This is a genomic window from Herminiimonas contaminans (assembly GCF_015645465.1).
Classification (GTDB): domain Bacteria; phylum Pseudomonadota; class Gammaproteobacteria; order Burkholderiales; family Burkholderiaceae_D; genus Oxalicibacterium; species Oxalicibacterium contaminans.
In genome coordinates this window covers 426,061-444,266 of record NZ_JADOEL010000001.1, presented here as the reverse complement: position 1 = coordinate 444,266, position 18,206 = coordinate 426,061, and the positions used below count along the sequence as shown (strand labels likewise).

Sequence of the window (18,206 nt, the reverse complement as noted above, 5' to 3'; positions counted from 1 at the left end):
AAAAAAATGACGTCGGCTTCACGCCTGCTAACGATTACACCCATTTCCTGGGAGACTAAATGATGTGGTCACACGTGTACGATCCTTTTAACAACGCGCTACTCTCAACGCTGGCGGCGGCAGTACCTGTCGTCGTGATGTTGTCGGCGTTGGCTTTCTTTCATATCAGGGCACATATTGCCGCGCTGCTCGGTCTGGGCTCGGCTATCGTGGTCGCGATATTCTGTTTCACCATGCCTGCTTCGAGTGCGCTGTCGTCCGCTGCATACGGCGCGGCAAATGGTCTGATGCCTATCGGCTGGATCATCCTGAACGTCATTTTTCTGTATCAACTCACCGAGCGTAAAGGCTACTTCAAGGTGCTGCAGGAAAGTATCACCGGCATTACGACGGACCGACGTTTGCAACTGTTGCTGGTGGCGTTTTCCTTCGGTGCATTCTTTGAAGGTGCAGGTGGCTTCGGCACGCCGGTAGCAGTAACTGGTGCGATGCTGATCGGACTTGGTTTCGCTCCGCTGGCTGCTTCCGGTTTGTCGCTGATTGCTAATACCGCACCGGTAGCGTTCGGTGCACTGGGTACGCCTATCATCGCGCTGGCTGGCGTGACCGGACTCGACATGCTGCAACTGTCGGGCATGGTAGGTCGTCAGCTGCCGGTGTTTTCCATGCTGGTGCCGTTCTGGCTAATCTGGGCCTTCTGCGGTTTCCGCGGCATGCTGGCTGTGTGGCCTGCGATCCTGGTAGCTGCTGCTGCGTTCGCGGTACCGCAGTACCTGATTTCCAACTTCCACGGTCCGTGGCTGGTGGACGTTGGTGCAGCGATTTCGTCCATGGTCTTGCTGACTCTGTTCCTGCGCGTATGGAAACCAGCCGCGATCTGGACTTCGGCTGCTGGCAAGTTCAAGGCTGCGCCACAACAACAGCAAGCGTCAGTGATCCATACCCATACACGTGAGGCGGTGATACGCGCGTGGTTGCCGTGGTTCATTCTGTCGGTGCTGGTGTTCCTGTGGGGTATACCGGGCTGGAAGAAGATGCTGGATGGCATCTCGGTGCTGCGCTTCGAATGGCCGTGGTTGCATATGTTGACGCAAAAGATGCCACCAGTCGCTTTGCATCCGCATGTGGAAGCCGCCATCTTTAACCTGAACTGGTTGTCTGCAACCGGTACCGGGATTTTCATTGCGTCGATGATTTCCGGCCTGGTGATGGGCTATCGCTTCAAGCAATTGTTTGTCGTGTATTGGGACACGCTGAAGATACTGCGTCACTCACTGATCGCCATCGCAGCGATGCTCGCGCTCGGTTACATCACACGTTACTCCGGCATGGATTCGACCCTGGGCTTGGCATTTGCACACACCGGTGCCTTCTATCCTTTCTTCGGTACTTTGCTGGGCTGGATGGGCGTCGCACTGACTGGTTCCGATACTGCAGCGAATGTCTTGTTCGGTGGCTTGCAAAAAACTACCGCAGAGCAGCTGGGCCTGAATCCTGTGTTGATGGCATCAGCCAATTCATCGGGCGGCGTGATGGGCAAGATGATCGATGCGCAATCCATCGTGGTGGCCGCTACCGCCACCAAGTGGTACGGCCATGAAGGCGAGATCCTGCGCTATGTCTTCTTCCATTCGATCGCACTGGCTTGTCTGGTTGGTCTGTTCGTCACCTTGCAGGCGTATGTGTTCCCGTTCACCCGCATGGTCTGGTAGCGGCTCTGGCATTAGGGATGCAGTTTTCCTGCATCCCGGATGCAAATCATTTCAATCTGTAAAGCGCTCTTTTTTCGCTGTACCCCGCCTATAGTGGCACGTGACTTTCGGACTCACTATCCGGACTCAAAATATATTTTAGGAGAGTAGTAATGAAGGAATATCCAAAATTCAAGGCCGCAGCATGTCATGCAGCGCCTATCTATTTCGACACCCCTGCCACCATTGATAAAGCTTGCGACCTGATCGCTGAAGCTGCGCGCAATGGCGCTTCGTTGATTGCATTCCCGGAAGCGTTTGTCTCTGCATTCCCGATCTGGTGTGGTGTATGGGCGCCAGTTGAAACGCATGAATTCTTTTTCAAGCTGGCTTCGTCAGCGATAACAATCAATGGCCCGGAAGTAGCGCAGTTGCGCGAAGCAGCACGTCGTCATGGCGTGTTTGTTTCGATGGGTATCAATGAAGGCACACCTGTCAGCATGGGCTGTGTCTGGGATACCAACATCCTGATCGGCGACGACGGCAGCATCCTGAATCGTCATCGCAAACTGATCGCCACCCATTGGGAAAAGCTGGCATGGGCCAGCGGTGATGGCAGTGGCTTGCGCGTGGTCGATACACGTATCGGTCGCATCGGCGCACTGGTGTGCGGTGAAAACACAAACGCACTGGCGCGCTTCTCACTGATGGCGCAAGGCGAAAACGTACACATCTCCGCATACTCGCCACGCTGGCCTACCCATCCTTCCGGCGAAGTGGCGTATGACCTGGAAGCATCGATCCGCCTGCGTGCCGGTGCTGCTGCGTTTGAAGGCAAGATGTTCAACATCGTTGCTTCCGGCTTCCTGCCACCAGAAGCGATCGACATGATCAGCCGTAATGATCCGCGCGTACGTCGCCTGATGGAAGAAGCATCGAAGAGCGTTTCCATGATCATGGGCCCGGATGGCATGCCTATCAGCGACACCTTGCAGGATGAAGAAGGCATCGTCTATGCCGATATCGATCTCGCCAAATGCGTCGTACCTAAACAATTCCAGGATGTGGTCGGTTACTACAATCGTTTCGATGTATTCGAATTGAAGGTCAATCGTCGCGCATTGACACCAGTCGAGTTCAATGACGCAGAAGCGGAAACCGAGCGCGCGCAGTTTGCTGCCGAGCTCGGGCCTTTGCCTGCACTGTCACGTGTACCTGACGGCAGCGACCGTTTGCAATAAGGTTAAGCCGCCTTTACGAAGGCGGTGTTTTCATTTTTAGATAGCAGGGCGATTATGTCTTTACCTCTCATCACTGAAATGCGTGTACGTGCGTTGATCATACCGCTCGCACAGCCGCTGAAAACGGCGAGCGGCACGGTGCAAGCGGCACCCATGCTATTGCTGGATGTACAGACGGATGCCGGTGTTTGCGGTCATGCGTATATCTTCACGTACACGCCGCTGGTGCTGGGCGCAGTCAAGCAACTGGCGACTGACCTGAACTTGTTGCTCGAAGGTCAGCCGCTGGATCCGCTGGGGCTGACGAATAGTCTGCGTAGCCGCTTCATGCTGATCGGTACCTATGGCCTGTTGGACATGGTGCTGGCCGGTATCGACATGGCGGTGTGGGATGCGCATGCGAAGTTCCTTCAGCTGCCGCTGGTGCGTGCGCTGGGTGGCAGCGTAGGCAGTGGTACTGCAGCTGACGGTATCCCTGCGTATGCCAGTTTCGGTATGGATGGGATGGCAGATGCGGTCAAGCATGTGGCCGCTGCAGTGGAGCGCGGCTTCAAGGCGATCAAGATCAAGATCGGCTATCCGACCTTGCAGGAAGATATTGCGGTGGTGCGTGCAGCGATCAAGGCGACGGAAGGTGCGGCGCGCCTGATGGTCGATTACAACCAGAGTCTGGATGTGGCTGAAGCGATGGTGCGTTGTCCGGCGCTGGATGATGAAGGTTTGCTGTGGATAGAGGAGCCGACCCGTTACGACGACAACTGTGGTCATGCGCAAATTGCAGCTGCCATCAAAACGCCGCTGCAGCTAGGCGAAAACTTGTGGGGGCCTCGTCAGGTAGCAGAGAGCCTGCGCATGAAGGCATCGGATTACATGATGCCGGACCTGATGAAGATAGGTGGCGTGTCGGGCTGGATGCAAACGGTCGGTTTGTGCGCGGCGAATAATGTGCGTGTCTCGAATCACTTCTTCCAGGAAATCAGCGTGCATTTGCTGCGCGTGACACCGACTGTGCATTACATAGAGTATTTCCAGATGGCAGATCCGATACTGGTCGACCCATTGCAGGTACGCAATGGCAACGCGATCGTACGGGATAGTCCTGGCAACGGTATCCAGTGGAAAGAGGAAGCCGTTGAACGTTACACCCTCTGAAGATGGTGTGTCTCTTTAGGCAGTGCCCCGCGCGTGCGAGGTGCTGCCTATTTTTTTCTTTTGCCTGATGGTTTGCTGGCCAGCGCCAATGCCTGCATCGCATCTTCACGCTCAAGGTCGCTGCGCAGCCAGTTGATCACTTCCAGCGACTCCGTATGTTGCAAGGCTTCCGGCAAGCAAGTTGCGAAGTAGGAATAGGCAGGCTTCGCACTCAAATCAAACACCGGTACCAGCCGCCCGCTGGCGGTCAGTGAGGCTGCCATTTTCGGACGCGCCAGCGCGACGCCGTGACCCCATGCCGCTGCCTGCATGCAGGACCCGATATCGACGAATTGCAGTGTGCCGACCGGCTCGCGCCAGTCCAGACCGGCCGCCTGGAACCATGGATGCCACGGTTCTATCGTGCAGCGTAGCAAGGTCGCGCGCTGCAGGTCTTCGTAAGTCTCAAACGGACCGTGTTGCGCCAGGTATTCCGGGCTGCACATAGGCACCACATCTTCATCGAGTATGCGCGTGACGTGATAGCCGGGATAGTGGCCTATGCCGAAACGTATTTCTATATCCGAATCGTCCGCTTTCAAACCGACCAGTGGCACTGATAGCTGTAACTCAAAACGCAGTGCCGGGAAATTTTCCTGCAACGAGCTCAGGCGCGGAATGATGATCTGATAGGCAAAGGTCGGTGGCGCGGCGATGCGCAATTGCTTTTTAACTTTGCTGCTGGCAGCGGGATTGCGCCCGAAGTGACTCAGTGTATTCAGCGCATTGCGCACCGCTTCCAGGTAAGCCTGGCCATCGGCGGTGAGGACTGCTTCGCCACTGGTCTTGCGAAACAGTTGCAGATTGGTCGCTTCTTCCAGTTGCTTGATGCGATGACTGACAGCGCTCGGTGAAATGCACAATTCGCGCGCGACCAGTACACCGCTGCCCAGGCGTGCACGCGCTTCAAATGCAATCAGGCAAGGAATCGGCGGCAGGCGGAAATCGATAGTAGACATGGATGCGCTATCTCGATGGTGATGTGCAATGAACGATTATAGAGCGCTATGCGGAGATGCGATTAACCGTAAGCACCACCAGTGAGAAATAAATCTGTCATGCGTGCCATGCTGATGACGATGGTGGTGAATGTGCAGGCGAAAGTGAGCACGATCAGGATGACGACAGACCAGCGCGAGTCGGATTGTTGTGCCGACAGTTCGTTATGTTTCGCATCCCATTTCTCATCCGGTGTGAGGCCGATCACGAGCGCTTCTATCCACGCCGCAAAGACGGGAATAGGAAACAGGCTGAGCAGATTCAGCGCCAGCGAACTCGATGTCTGCGCGACGAACAGGGTCAGGATGAAAAGAACAAAAGCACAGAAGTAAATCCAGGCCCAGAAGTCCTTGCGACCATATAAGTAAAAACGATGTGCACCGGTGCCACCGAGCAAAACCGCCAGCAAAGTGGTGCTGGTCTTGCTCTTGTGTTTGCTGCTCAGTAGTGGTGTGTGACGTGATGATGAATGCGATGCAGGCATGTTTTAACGTGAGCGATAACGATTGACATCGTTGGGTGAGACCGCGCTAGCCTGGTTGCCCCAGGAATTGCGGATGTAGGTCACGACAGAGGCGACTTCTTCATCCGTCATCGAGTGACCGTATGGTGGCATGCCGTAAGGACGCGGATTGCCTGCAGTACTCGGGGCATAGCCGCCATGCAAGACCATGCGGATGGCATTGGTCGCAACCGGTGTGGTGATAGCGCGGCTACCGGCCAGTGCCGGATAGATGGAGGCCACACCTTTGCCGGATTCCTGATGACAGCTGGCGCACTGGTTTTCATACAGCTTGGCACCGGCCTTGATCATGTTTCTCTTGGTTTCATCCGGGATGCTTTCAGCTGTCACTGCCGGTGCCGCGATTTGTTGCGGTAGTGATTTCAGGTAAACCGCCATCGCCTTGACGTCTTCATCCTTCGCATATTGCAGGCTGCCGAATACCACTTCTGCCATCGGACCGCTGACTGAGCGACTTGGTGCGACGCCGGTTTTCAGCAGTGCTGCCAGGTGTTCGGTTTCCCATTTTCCGAGGCTGGTCTGGGCGTCACCATTCAATGGCGGTGCGTACCAGTTCAGCACCGGGATCATGCCGCCGCCGAGCTCGGCTTTCAGGTCAGTGCCGCCGAGATTATCGCGCGGGGTATGGCAGGCACTGCAATGGCCCAGGCCCTGTGCCAGATAAGCGCCGCGATTCCATTCCACCGATTGCTTGTCATCATTCGCGTACTGGCCGGGACGGAAGTAGAGCGCACGCCAGACATAGAGTGCGAGACGGTTGTCGTAAGGGGAGCGCAGCTCAGGTGCGCGATTCGGCTGGCTGACCGCAGGCAGGGTTTGCAGGTAAGCGAAGATGGCATCCGAATCTGCGCGCGTGACCTTGGTGTAGTTGGTGTACGGGAAGGCTGGATAGAGCAGGCTGCCATCTTTCGATTTGCCGTTGTGCATCGCTTGCCAGAAATCGTCGCTATTCCATTTGCCCAGACCGGTTGCGTCATCCGGCGTCAGGTTGGATGTATAGATATTGCCAAACGGGGTCGGTACCGCACGGCCACCGGCGTAGGACTCGCCGCCGCGCGAGGTGTGGCAGCTCATGCAATTGCCGACGCGTGCGAGATAGGCACCTTGTACCAGTTGCTGGGCCGGATCGGCAGGTGGCACCGACGGCTGGTCGAGGTCAGGGTTGCGATTGGCGAGGAATAGCCAGACGATGAAGACCGTGAAGATGCCGAGCAGCAGAGCGAAAAAGCGCAAGAGATAGGATCGTTTCATGGGTCTGCTTCCCTACGGTGCGAGTTTGCCGCATTCCAGCGGGAGCTTGGCCGTGATGGCGGGGGCTGGCGAGGCATCGGCCGGTACGCGCTGTTCGGACAACCAGGCGGCGGCGGCACTGATATCTTCCGCACTCATTTTTTTGACGATGTCGGCCATGCAGTCCGGCTTGGCGGCGTGGCGCGTGCCTATCTTCCATGCGCCTATTTGGCCCAGCAGATAGTCACGCGGCAAACCGATCAGGCCGGGGATGGCAGGTGCGGTGCCGGTCATTTTTGCGCTATGGCAGGCGACGCAGGCCGGTATACCTTTGGCTTTGTCACCGTCATGCACCAGGCGACGACCCCGTTCCAGTTCAGCAGGATTTGATTGCGAGGCTTGCGGTTCGGGGTAGGGCGGATGCTGATCGGAGAAGTATTGTGCGATTTCGCGCAGGTAGGTATCCGACATGTTTTCCAGCATGGCGGTCATGACCGGATAAGTCCGTTTGCCGTCGCGGAAGTTGATGAGCTGGTTATATAGATAGCCGGCTGGTTTGCCTGCAATGCGTGGATAGTAGCCGTCGCTGCCGGCGCGGCCTTCCTTGCCGTGGCACACCACACAGGCGGCCACGCGTTGCGCGATGGTATCGGGGATTTTTCTGTTGTCTGGCGTCGTATCCGCGGCAGCAATTGCCGTGGTTGCAGCAAGCGCGAGGCTGGCGCTGGCGAGCAGGCGCATCAAGGCTGAGCATTTACTACGCATGGTGTGCGATGCACTCATTGTTATAGGTCTCTAGTCTTAGGCCGAGGGACTGATGATGCGTGCTTAACCCTCTGCAGCTTGTCGGATTTTCTACATGATACTGCAAGGGTAAGGGGGCAGCGCTGCTTTGCCTAGCATCAGTAGCTGCGCAAAAAACCATAGCAGTTTGCGTACAAGTGCCTGATAACCATTTTGTGATGATTAAAAAGGCATCGCCGCGCGGGCTCAGACCATCTTTTGTACCAATGCACCTAGCGTGGCCAGCGCCGTTTCGCTGCGCTCATCCCATGCATGCCCATAGTTCAGGCGTATGCAATTGGTGAAGCCGTGATGGGCGGAAAAGATGGGCCCCGGTGCAATGCTGATGCCCAGCGCCAATGCCTGGCGGTGCAATTCCAGCGCGTTTACTTCGGCTGGTAATTCCAGCCATAGGAAATATCCGCCTTTGGGCCGTGTCGCCTGTGTACCCGGCGGAAAGTAGCGGGCGATCGCTTCCATGAAGAGTGTTTGCTGGACCGACAGTGTGTGGCGCAACTGGCGCAGGTGTTTGTCGTAGCCGCCTTTTTCCAGATAGGTGGCGAGTGCTGCCTGTGCCGGAGCGGAAGCGGCCAGCGTCGTGGTCAGCTTGTGGCGCGCCACGGCACGAGTAAAACGGCCGGGTGCAGCCCAGCCGACACGATAGCCGGGAGCCAGGCATTTGGAGAAAGACGAGCAATGCATGACCAGGCCTTTGCTGTCATAGGCCTTGGCCGGCATCGGTCGTTTGTCGCCGAAGTAGAGTTCGCCGTAGACATCGTCTTCGATCAGCGGGATTTCATGTTGTGTCAGCAACTTGACGAGGTCGCGTTTTTTTTCATCCGGCATCAGGCTGCCGAGCGGGTTCTGGAAGGTGCTCATCAGCCAGCATGCTTTTGGCTGGTGTCGCTCGATGGCGCGCGCCAGCGCTGCGAGGTCTATGCCTTCGCGCGGATGGGTAGGTACTTCTATCGCGTGCAAGCTGTTACGTTCCAGTGCTTGCAGTGCTGCGTAGAAGGTCGGCGATTCGACCAGTACCGCATCACCGGGACGTGTCACTGCACCCAGGCACAGATTGAGTGCGTCCAGCGCACCGTTGGTGATGACGATTTCATCGCTATGTATATGCAGGCCGTCGGCCAGATAGCGCAAGGCGATCTGACGACGCAATTGCGGATTGCCCGGTGTCAGGTCATCGACGGCGCTCCACGGATCGAGTTGCTGCACGCTGGATGCCATTGCCCGCGCCAGCCTGGCCATAGGGAATAGCAAAGGGCTGGGGAAGGCGGAACCGAACGGCACCAGGTCGCGCATCTTCGCGGATTCCAGGACTTCAAACACGCGTTCACTGATGTCGACAGGCGATGACGCTTCGTCTGGCTGCGAGGCCTGTTCCGGTTCCGGCGGTAATTTCTGCGCGGCACCGGCTACGTAGTAACCGGAGCGTTCGCGCGCCCTTATCAGGCCGCGTGCTTCCAGCAGGTAGTAAGCCTGGAAGACGGTGGATGGGCTGACCGCGCGACTGGTGCTGGCCTGGCGTACTGAAGGCAGACGATCACCCATGCGCAAGACGCCATCCTGTATGGATTGCGCGAGTTCGGCGGCGAGCGTTTCGTACAATTTCATGTAATGAATCTCTGCGTGCAGGGGGATGGGTGAAATCAGGATAAATTTCTATCGCGCAAGTGCATGATAAAACATTATTCGCGCTTGCCGACGCTTGCTGGACTACAATGTCGCCTGAAGTAAGCCAAGACAACCGCTGGCTGTCATTTCGGTGATGGCGGGAGGAAGGTCCGGACTCCATAGAGCAGGGTGACGGTTAACGGCCGTCCGCCGTGAGGCGAGGAATAGGGCCACAGAGACGAGCGTATTAAGTTACGGTGAAACGCGGTAACCTCCACTCGGAGCAATTCCAAATAGGCACGCGTTGACGTTGCTCGCGGAGCGTGCGGGTAGGAAGCTTGAGCCGTGGAGTAATTCACGGCCTAGAGGAATGGTTGTCATAACGCATGGGCTTGCCCATGCGTCGTAACAGAATCCGGCCTATCGGCTTGCTTCAACTTCTATGCAAAACGGTGCGATGAAAGTCGCACCGTTTTTTTTTGCGCCATCGGTATGGCCATGCAGCCAGTTAAGTTGCTGCAGGTATATATGCAGGCAAATACATACGCACATAGTTGAATCTGTCCGTGTCGGGACGCCGTATATCACTACGCAATCCTGCACATTCCGGAAGGAAACGATCATGCGCAAACTTTCTTATGCCTTGCTGCTGTCCGCCTCACTCGCTTCAGTTTCATTCGTTTATGCTGCCGATGCCGTCATGGTCGGTGGGCAAAGCATGCTGCCCAGCAAGGATATTGTTGATAACGCAGTGAATTCAGCCGATCACACTACCTTGGTCGCTGCCGTGAAAGCAGCGGGCCTGGTTGATACCCTGAAAGGGAAAGGCCCGTTCACTGTATTCGCGCCAACCAATGCTGCGTTCGGCAAATTACCCGCCGGTACGGTAGAGAATCTGGTCAAGCCGGAAAACAAGGCAACCCTGACAAAAATCCTGACCTATCACGTGGTACCCGGCAAATATGACTTTGCTGCTCTCGAAAAAGCCATCAAGAAAAACAAAGGCAGCGCACAACTGGCAAGCGCCAATGGTGCAAAACTGACCTTTGTCATGAATGGCAAACACAATATCAATGTGAAGGATGACAGCGGTAATACGGCCAGTATCAGTACCTATGATGTGTATCAATCTAACGGTGTGATCAACGTGATCGATACGGTTCTGCTGCCGAAATAAATAAATCCTGATGCGATGCCTGAGGGTGTTGCTTGGCGCGCGATCGTTACCGATTGCGCGCTTTTTTATTTGCGACATGGTGCGCTGTGCAAGCGAACGAGCGATGCGGATAGGGTAAGCTTCTGCCGCAAGAATTTGCCTTGACGGTTTACATATAGGAGTCTGCCTTGAATCTGCATATTACCCTCGCACCACTGCTCGCCCTGATCTCCGGTATCCTGATTTTGCTGATGCCGCGTTTGCTGAATTTCATCGTGGCCTTGTACCTGATCGTGATCGGTCTCATCGGCTTGTTCGGCACCGGTCACTTCTTCCGCTGAGATGACGTGGGCATGCGCGTTACAGGCATGCTATAAAGCTATTACCTGTCCGCGTATACAAGGCGACTCATGGCACACACCTTCCTTACTTTTATCGCTTGCTGCTGCATGGCGTCGGCCGTGCATGCAGATGAAATCTATCGCTGGGTAGATGAAAAAGGGCGTACCCAGTTTTCGGACCAGGTGCCTGAGCGTTACCGGAATGCGGCGACCAGGGTCGATACCAATCCTTCCGAACTGACTGATGCGCAGCGCCAGGATGCGGCGGTACGTGCAGCGCGTGAAAAAGCGATGGTGGAACGTGCGAATGAAGAGCGGCCAGCGCCGCCGCAACCGGCAGGAGCGGTGATGGGGGCGCGTGACAGCCTGACGCAGAAGCAGCTCGATTGCGAACGCATGCAACGCGAGTATCGTGAAAGCCAGGAGTGCTTTGCTCCATTCATCATACGTGGCCGCGATGGTCGTCCGCGTCGACGTGGTGCAGCAGTGCGGGAGGAAGCTTTCCTGTACTGTAAACCAGTACCTGATCCGTCGGCCCAATGTGGTTCGCCGCCGCAATATATCGGACAGTAAAATCCGGTTTGGCAGGACGGTGGCGAATTGTTAAATTGGCCTGTTTAAATAGTGCAAATTAGGCAATAAAACAACCTTGTTTTTGCGTTGCATCATATTCTTTTGATATCAAATGCTGTGGTCCGCAGCGAAATTTTCGATATCAGCCAAGAAATCGGCATTAAGCCGATTTTTCCGCGATCTTGACGACAAGACGCACCAAAATCCTACAGAAATTTCCCCATCGTGCACTGCGTTTTCCTGGATAAACACATGTGTTTATCTGAAGTGCCACTTTCACTATCAATCATAAGTGCTTAATTCTTAGAGGTATTTCATTTACATGTTGCGTCAACGTAATGCGCTAAGTCCTTGACTTCATTGAAAAAATTCTTGTTTTTACCCCTGAATATCGCTTGACCGGTAATGGTGCATCCTCTAAAGTGGGCGACAGTGTGAAAAAGTGTTTATTTGTGGGTATTTGAAACGTAAAAAATAAACACGGAATCCACCCGATTCAGCATGTAAAACGTACAAAAAAAGGATTTCAGGGTGTTTCAAGGCGCGTCCTCTCTCAATCTCGATGCCAAAGGCCGGATGACTATTCCGTCGCGGCATCGTGACGCACTGCTTTTGCAGTGTGAGGGTCGTGTCACCCTGACCAAACATCCGCACGGCTGCCTGCTGTTCTTCCCGCGCCCGGTATGGGAAACCCATCGCGAACAAATCGCTGCATGGCCTATGTCTGCGCGCGCGTGGCAACGAATTTTCCTCGGTAATGCTTCTGACGTAGAGATGGATGGCGCTGGTCGCATCCTGATCGCGCCTGAATTGCGTTCGGCGGTAGGTATGACGCGTGACGTGATGTTGCTCGGTATGGGTAGCCATTTCGAGATTTGGGATGCGGCGAAACTGGCGGAAAGCGAAGCGGCGGCCGTAGCCAACGGCATGCCGGATGTACTCAACGATTTTTCTTTCTGACGCCGTGATGAATGCAGATGCGGTGCAGCAATACCAGCACCGTACGGTGTTGCTGGATGAGGCGGTCGATGCGCTGGCGCTGAGTGGTGATCGCGTCAATGGCGTGTACGTCGACGGCACCTTCGGGCGTGGCGGGCATAGCCGCAAGATTTTGCAGCAGCTTGGTAGTGGTGGTCGTTTGCTGGCCTTTGACAAGGATACGCAGGCGATAGCCAATGCAGCGACGATCAATGACCAGCGTTTTGAGATTGCGCACGACAGTTTTGCAACCTTGAGTGAGGCTTTGGCTGTACGCGGTATCAAGCAGGTGGATGGAGTATTGCTGGACCTGGGGATTTCGTCACCGCAAGTTGACGATGCGACGCGTGGTTTCAGTTTTCGCGCAGACGGGCCGCTCGATATGCGCATGGATACAACGCGCGGCATGTCGGCAGCGGAGTGGCTGGCGACGGAAACTGAACAAAAAATCGAGAAAGTGATACGAGATTATGGGGAAGAACGGTTTGCTTTTCAGATTGCAAAGGCGATTGTTGCTCGCAGGGCAGTCGAGCCAATTTCAAGCACACGACAGCTTGCCGAGATCGTGGCACGCGCCGTCAAAACCCGCGAGAAAGGCAAAGACCCGGCCACTCGCACCTTTCAGGCTATCCGGATTTTCATCAATCAGGAGCTTGAAGAACTCGAAGTAGTCTTGAACGAGGCATATCGGTATCTGGCCCCGCATGGGAGATTGGTTGTGATCAGCTTTCATTCTTTGGAAGATCGCATCGTCAAGCAGTTCATGGCCGGCAAAGCGAATGTGCCGCAGCCAGACCGTCGCCTCCCGATTCGTGCCATCGATTTGCCGCAACCAGAAATGAAGCTGTTGTCCCGAGTAAAACCATCCGCTGCAGAAATCAGTGAAAACCCACGCGCGCGTTCCGCCGTGATGCGGGTGGCTGAGCGTCTGTCGGCGGGCGCTGGAGGGACAATATGAGCGGCCGCATCTGCTTCGTCCTCACCCTGATTCTGGTCGCCTGCGCGTTGTCGGTCGTCAACGCGCATTATCAATTCCGTCGTCTCTTCATTGAACTCGAACGTGCCCAGGCACAAGCGCGTCAGCTCGACATTGAATGGGCGCAGCTGCAACTCGACCAATCCACACTCGGCAAACACGCGCGTATCGAAGGCAACGCACGCCGTGATTTGCGCATGGTGCCGGTGACACCGGCCAGCACGCAGTACCTGACGATGGGGGCTAAATGACGCGTAGTACGTCGCGCACTGCCGCATCCAAGGGCGTGCCATTCTCGTCGAACCCGGTACTGGCAACCAAGTTGCCAGCCTGGCGTTCTCGGGTCGTGCTATTCCTGATTTTCGCTGCTTTCCTGACCCTGGCTGGTCGCGCCTTGTGGCTGCAGGGCATGTCGACTGAGTTCCTGCAAAAGCAGGGCGCTTCGCGTTATGCGCGTACGCTGGAATTGCCTGCGACACGCGGCAAGATTACTGATCGCAATGGCCAGGTATTGGCTTCGTCTATCCCGGTGCGTGCAGTGTGGGCGATCCCGGAAGATGTACTGGAATCACCACCGGAAAAATTGCAGGCACTGGCCAAGTTGCTGGATATGCCAGAGCGAGAACTGCGCCGCAAGCTGGATTCTGATCGTACCTTCGTCTATCTGAAGCGTCAGGTTGAACTCGACACCGTCGACAAAATCCTCAAGCTCGGTATCGCCGGTATCGACACCCGTAAAGAATACAAACGCTATTACCCTGAGGGTGAGGTGATGGCGCATATCGTCGGTTTCACCAATGTCGAAGACAAAGGCCAGGAAGGTATGGAGCTGGCTTATCAAAAGACCCTGGTTGGTGTGACTGGCAGCCGCCGCGTCATCAAGGACCGCCTGGGTCGCATAGTTGAAGATATCGAATCGGTGCGTGAGCCGCATGACGGCAAAGACCTGGCTTTGTCGATAGACAGCAAGATCCAGTACATCGCATTCACCGCCCTGAAAGAAGCAGTCGAAGAGAACAAAGCCAAAGCGGGTGGCATCGTCGTCCTCGATGCGAAAACCGGTGAAGTACTGGCGCTGGCCAACCTGCCGACCTATAACCCGAACAACCGTTCTGTACTGACTGGCGCGCAACTGCGCAATCGCGTGATTACCGATACCTTCGAGCCAGGCTCTACGATGAAGCCGTTCTCGGTTGGACTTGGACTGGAAACCAAGCGCGTTACGCCTAACACCATGATCCAGACTGCGCCGGGCAAGATGACTATTGGTACGGCGACCATCGGTGATGCCCATGCATCCGGTTTGCTGTCGGTGTCACAGGTGATACAGAAATCATCAAACATCGGCACTGCAAAAATTGCACTGCAAATGGAACCACATGAAATGTGGGACATGTTTACCAGCATAGGCCTAGGCCAGCAGCCTAAGATTAATTTCCCAGGTGCGGTAGCAGGGCGGGTACGGCCATATAAATCCTGGCGTCCGATTGAGCAAGCCACCATGAGTTACGGGCACGGTATATCCGTGTCTTTGTTGCAATTGGTGCATGCGTATACAGTCTTCGCGCGTGATGGTGATTTGATTCCGATTACCTTCCAGCGTGCGACCGACCAGCCTATCGGCGAACGTATTTTCAGCCCGACTACTGCGCGCCAGATGCGCGGCATGCTGGAGATGGCGGCGGGTCCGGCTGGTTCAGCTCCACGGGCACAAGTGCCGGGTTATCGCGTCGCCGGTAAAACCGGTACCGCTTACAAAATTGAAAAAGGCCAGTACGTGCGGAAGTATGTTTCTTCCTTCGTTGGTTTTGCGCCGGTATCTGATCCGCGCATCATTATTGCCGTGATGATCGATGAGCCGGGCGCAGGTAAGCACTACGGTGGTCAGGTTGCCGCGCCGGTGTTCGCGACCGTGACAGCAAATGCCTTGCGTTCGATGAACGTCGCGCCGGATTCCAGCGTGACCAATATCATCATCCCGGCCGGTTCGGAACAGGAGAATATGTAATGTCTATCCTGACCACGACCGCGCTCGCAAACATCCTCGACTGGCTGGCCGCTAACGCGCCCAAGGCCGAGCTCGCGTCTGATTCGCGTCGTATTGCGCAGGGAGATGCTTTCTTTGCCTATCCTGGTGACGAAGCCGATGGTCGCAACTACATCGCCAACGCGATCGAGCGTGGCGCACAGGCAGTAATCTATGAAGCTGCCGGTTGCACCTGGGATGCGGAATGGAATGTGCCGCACCTGGCGGTCGAAGATTTGAAAGCGCATGCAGGCGAAATCGCCGCAGCGTATTACGCCCATCCTGATCGTTCGATGTTTACCGTCGCGATCACCGGTACCAATGGCAAAACCTCATGTGCGCAATGGCTGGGCAATGCCTTGTCGCGCCTCGGTCAACCGACGGCAGTGATAGGTACGCTCGGTATCGGCATCTATACCAATGGCGGAGCGGGTGATTTTGACGTCACCGGTTACACCACGCCGGATGCAGTCTTGCTGCAACGCTCGTTGGTCAATGTACGCAATCTCGGTGCAAGCGCGCTGGCAATAGAAGCGTCGTCCATCGGTTTGCATCAGGGGCGCTTGTCCGGCATGCACTTCGACATGGCCTTGTTCACCAACTTCACGCGCGATCACCTGGATTACCACGGTGATATGGCGGCTTATGAAGAAGCCAAGGCGATGCTGTTTGACTGGCCGGGACTGCAACACGCGGTCATCAATCTGGATGATGCGATGGGTCTGCGCATGGTGCAGCGCTTGCAAGGCAAACAGGCTGATACCGCGATTACAGGTTACACACTGGGCGAGCAAAAAGTCGACGGTATTGCACTGTTGCGCGCAACGGATATCCGCAGCAACCAGAGCGGTACTGCTTTCCACCTCGAATCAGCGGTGGGTAGTGCACAAGTCAAAACGCAGCTGGTGGGCCAGTTCAATGTCAGCAATGTGCTGGGCATTATCGGCATCCTGCTGGCGAAAGGCGTGAGCCTGCATGATGCAGTCAACGCCATCGAGGCTCTGACAGCAGTGCCAGGCCGCATGCAGCAACTCGGCGGAGGTGAAGCACCGCTGGTCGTGATTGACTATGCGCACACGCCAGACGCGCTGGAAAAAACACTGGCTACTTTGCGCAATGTCGCAAATGACCGCGGTGGCGAGCTGTGGTGTGTGTTTGGTTGCGGCGGTGACCGCGATCCGGGCAAGCGTCCGCAAATGGGCAAGGTCGCAATGGCGGCTGACCATATCGTGGTGACGACAGACAATCCGCGCAATGAAGAGCCGACCACCATCATCAGCGACATCGTGGCTGGCATTACTGCACCGAAAAATGCACCGCAAATCATAGAGGATCGCGCCAGCGCGATTTTGTGGGCCGGACGTCATGCAGCGCGACACGACGTTATCCTGCTGGCGGGTAAAGGACATGAAGCCTATCAGGAAGTGAAAGGCCGCAAATTACCTTTCCTCGACGCCGACCATGCCGCACTGGCTTTGTCGACACGTGTCATGCAGGGAGCGAGCTAATGAACTCTACATTAGCCATCCTCCAGTCTGCACTGCAAGGTGCACGCATGACGGCTGACGCAGCTTTTGATGGTGTCTCGACTGACAGCCGCACTGTAGGCGAGGGTAATTTGTTCGTCGCTTTGCGCGGTGAGCGCTTTGATGCGCACGACTTCCTGCCGCAAGTGGCGGAGCGCAAAGTCGCGGCCGTGGTGGCAGAAACCGTACCGGCAGGCCTGACAGTGCCAGCGTTGATTGTGCCGGATACCCGCGTCGCGCTCGGACAGATCGCGCATTACTGGCGTCAGCAATACGCGATACCTGTGATTGGCGTGACCGGCAGCAATGGCAAAACCACGGTCAAGGAAATGATCGCGGCGATTCTGGAAGCAGCATGCGGTGTCGATAACTATCTGGCGACACGCGGCAACTTCAATAACGACATCGGCGTGCCTTTGACGCTGATGCGCTTGCAAAAGTCTTGCAAAGCCGCGGTGATCGAACTGGGTATGAACCATCCGGGTGAAATCGCCGTGCTGTCCGCGATTGCGCGTCCGACGGTCGGCCTGGTGAATAACGCACAGCGCGAACATCAGGAATTCATGGAGAGCGTGGAAGCGGTTGCCAAGGAAAACGGTGCGGTACTCGCTGGCTTGCCAGCTGACGGCATCGCGGTATTTCCGGCAGATGACGAATTCACGCCTTTGTGGCGCACGCTGGCAGCGCAGCGCAAGGTGCTGACTTTCGGTTTCTCGGATGATGCAGACGTACGTTGCAGCTACAGCGCGAACGCCTTCGGCAGCGATATGGAAGTAACGGCAGGTCGTCAGCAATTCAGCCTGGCGCTGGCTGCTGCCGGTGTGCATAACGTCCGCAATGCGCTGGCAGCGATCGCTTGCACACTGGCGATTGGTATTTCGACCGATGCCATCGTGCGCGGCTTGCAGGCGTTTGCACCTGTCAGTGGTCGTTTGCAACGCAAGCATGCAGCGAATGGTGCACTGGTCATAGACGACACCTATAACGCCAATCCGGACTCGGTACGTGCTGCGATTGATGTGCTGGCGCAGATGTCGGCGCCACGCATCCTGGTCCTCGGAGATATGGGCGAAGTCGGTAATGACGGTCAGCAGTACCACGAAGAAATCGGTGCGTATGCACGTACTAAAGGTATACAGCATGTGCTCGCACTGGGCGATATGACGCGTTACATCGTCAGCGCCTTCGGTAGCGGTGCACATCACTACGACAGCGTAGAAGAATTAAACAATGCATTGGCTGGAATCTTTACGGTGGATGTAACGGTGCTGGTTAAAGGTTCGCGTTTCATGAAGATGGAGCGCGTGGTCCAGCACTTACTTGGTCAACAAACTCAGGAAGCCCATTAA

At 55.8% G+C, this 18,206-nt stretch carries 17 protein-coding genes and 1 other RNA gene; 13 read left to right on the top strand and 5 right to left on the bottom strand.

The genetic code is table 11. The annotated features are described in order from the left end of the window. Positions 1–62: 62 nt before the first annotated feature. The 3 genes from IXC47_RS01985 (at position 63) to IXC47_RS01975 (ending at position 4,084) form a co-directional block, all read left to right on the top strand. Positions 63–1,712, top strand: coding sequence for an L-lactate permease (locus IXC47_RS01985; RefSeq protein WP_195874581.1), 1,650 nt, complete (start codon positions 63–65; stop codon positions 1,710–1,712). 152 nt (positions 1,713–1,864) lie between these two features. Continuing rightward, on the top strand, positions 1,865–2,932 hold the full coding sequence (locus IXC47_RS01980; RefSeq protein WP_175624916.1) for a carbon-nitrogen hydrolase family protein: 1,068 nt from the start codon (positions 1,865–1,867) through the stop codon (positions 2,930–2,932). A gap of 54 nt (positions 2,933–2,986) precedes the next feature. Then, positions 2,987–4,084, top strand: a complete 1,098-nt coding sequence (locus IXC47_RS01975; RefSeq protein ID WP_195874537.1) for an enolase C-terminal domain-like protein — start codon at positions 2,987–2,989, stop codon at positions 4,082–4,084. 47 nt (positions 4,085–4,131) lie between these two features. Here the strand turns inward: IXC47_RS01975 and IXC47_RS01970 are convergent, their stop codons facing one another. From IXC47_RS01970 to IXC47_RS01950, 5 genes are all read right to left on the bottom strand, one after another. Further along, positions 4,132–5,082 (bottom strand): LysR substrate-binding domain-containing protein, encoded by a 951-nt coding sequence (locus tag IXC47_RS01970; protein WP_175624918.1) that lies wholly within the window; start codon positions 5,080–5,082, stop codon positions 4,132–4,134. Positions 5,083–5,144: 62 nt separating this feature from the next. Continuing rightward, the gene (locus tag IXC47_RS01965) at positions 5,145–5,606 is read right to left on the bottom strand and encodes an NINE protein (RefSeq protein ID WP_175624919.1); all 462 of its coding nucleotides are present in this window, start codon (positions 5,604–5,606) and stop codon (positions 5,145–5,147) included. A gap of 3 nt (positions 5,607–5,609) precedes the next feature. Next, entirely contained in the window at positions 5,610–6,896 is a 1,287-nt protein-coding gene (locus IXC47_RS01960) for a c-type cytochrome (protein WP_195874536.1), read from the bottom strand. Between the two features lie 12 nt (positions 6,897–6,908). Beyond that, a complete protein-coding gene (locus IXC47_RS01955) occupies positions 6,909–7,658 on the bottom strand; it encodes a c-type cytochrome (RefSeq protein ID WP_230089336.1) in 750 nt (249 codons plus the stop codon). A gap of 207 nt (positions 7,659–7,865) precedes the next feature. Continuing rightward, complete coding sequence (locus IXC47_RS01950; RefSeq protein WP_195874535.1) at positions 7,866–9,281, bottom strand: aminotransferase-like domain-containing protein; 1,416 nt, start codon at positions 9,279–9,281, stop codon at positions 7,866–7,868. A gap of 116 nt (positions 9,282–9,397) precedes the next feature. Here IXC47_RS01950 and rnpB point away from each other — a divergent pair. The 10 genes from rnpB (at position 9,398) to IXC47_RS01900 (ending at position 18,206) form a co-directional block, all read left to right on the top strand. Further along, positions 9,398–9,720, top strand: an RNA gene (gene rnpB / locus IXC47_RS01945) — RNase P RNA component class A. A 183-nt stretch (positions 9,721–9,903) separates the two neighbouring features. After that, positions 9,904–10,458, top strand: a complete 555-nt coding sequence (locus IXC47_RS01940) for a fasciclin domain-containing protein (protein ID WP_175624922.1) — start codon at positions 9,904–9,906, stop codon at positions 10,456–10,458. Positions 10,459–10,625: 167 nt separating this feature from the next. Continuing rightward, positions 10,626–10,778, top strand: coding sequence for a DUF3096 domain-containing protein (locus IXC47_RS01935; RefSeq protein ID WP_175624923.1), 153 nt, complete (start codon positions 10,626–10,628; stop codon positions 10,776–10,778). A 69-nt stretch (positions 10,779–10,847) separates the two neighbouring features. Next, positions 10,848–11,351 (top strand): DUF4124 domain-containing protein, encoded by a 504-nt coding sequence (locus IXC47_RS01930; protein ID WP_175624924.1) that lies wholly within the window; start codon positions 10,848–10,850, stop codon positions 11,349–11,351. 531 nt (positions 11,352–11,882) lie between these two features. Beyond that, positions 11,883–12,311, top strand: coding sequence for a division/cell wall cluster transcriptional repressor MraZ (gene mraZ / locus IXC47_RS01925; protein ID WP_124574501.1), 429 nt, complete (start codon positions 11,883–11,885; stop codon positions 12,309–12,311). A gap of 7 nt (positions 12,312–12,318) precedes the next feature. Further along, on the top strand, positions 12,319–13,287 hold the full coding sequence (rsmH, locus tag IXC47_RS01920) for a 16S rRNA (cytosine(1402)-N(4))-methyltransferase RsmH (protein ID WP_195874579.1): 969 nt from the start codon (positions 12,319–12,321) through the stop codon (positions 13,285–13,287). Next, positions 13,284–13,556: a cell division protein FtsL gene (gene ftsL, locus IXC47_RS01915; RefSeq protein ID WP_124574502.1), complete on the top strand. Its 273-nt coding sequence runs from the start codon at positions 13,284–13,286 to the stop codon at positions 13,554–13,556. Before rsmH ends, ftsL begins: the two co-directional genes overlap by 4 nt. Next, positions 13,553–15,313: a peptidoglycan D,D-transpeptidase FtsI family protein gene (locus tag IXC47_RS01910; RefSeq protein WP_175624926.1), complete on the top strand. Its 1,761-nt coding sequence runs from the start codon at positions 13,553–13,555 to the stop codon at positions 15,311–15,313. The genes ftsL and IXC47_RS01910 overlap by 4 nt, the downstream gene beginning before the upstream one ends. Beyond that, positions 15,313–16,839 carry a UDP-N-acetylmuramoyl-L-alanyl-D-glutamate--2,6-diaminopimelate ligase gene (locus tag IXC47_RS01905; protein WP_195874534.1) on the top strand — a complete coding sequence of 509 codons (1,527 nt, stop codon included), beginning with the start codon at positions 15,313–15,315 and terminating at the stop codon, positions 16,837–16,839. The genes IXC47_RS01910 and IXC47_RS01905 overlap by 1 nt, the downstream gene beginning before the upstream one ends. Next, positions 16,839–18,206, top strand: coding sequence for a UDP-N-acetylmuramoyl-tripeptide--D-alanyl-D-alanine ligase (locus tag IXC47_RS01900; protein WP_195874533.1), 1,368 nt, complete (start codon positions 16,839–16,841; stop codon positions 18,204–18,206). The genes IXC47_RS01905 and IXC47_RS01900 overlap by 1 nt, the downstream gene beginning before the upstream one ends.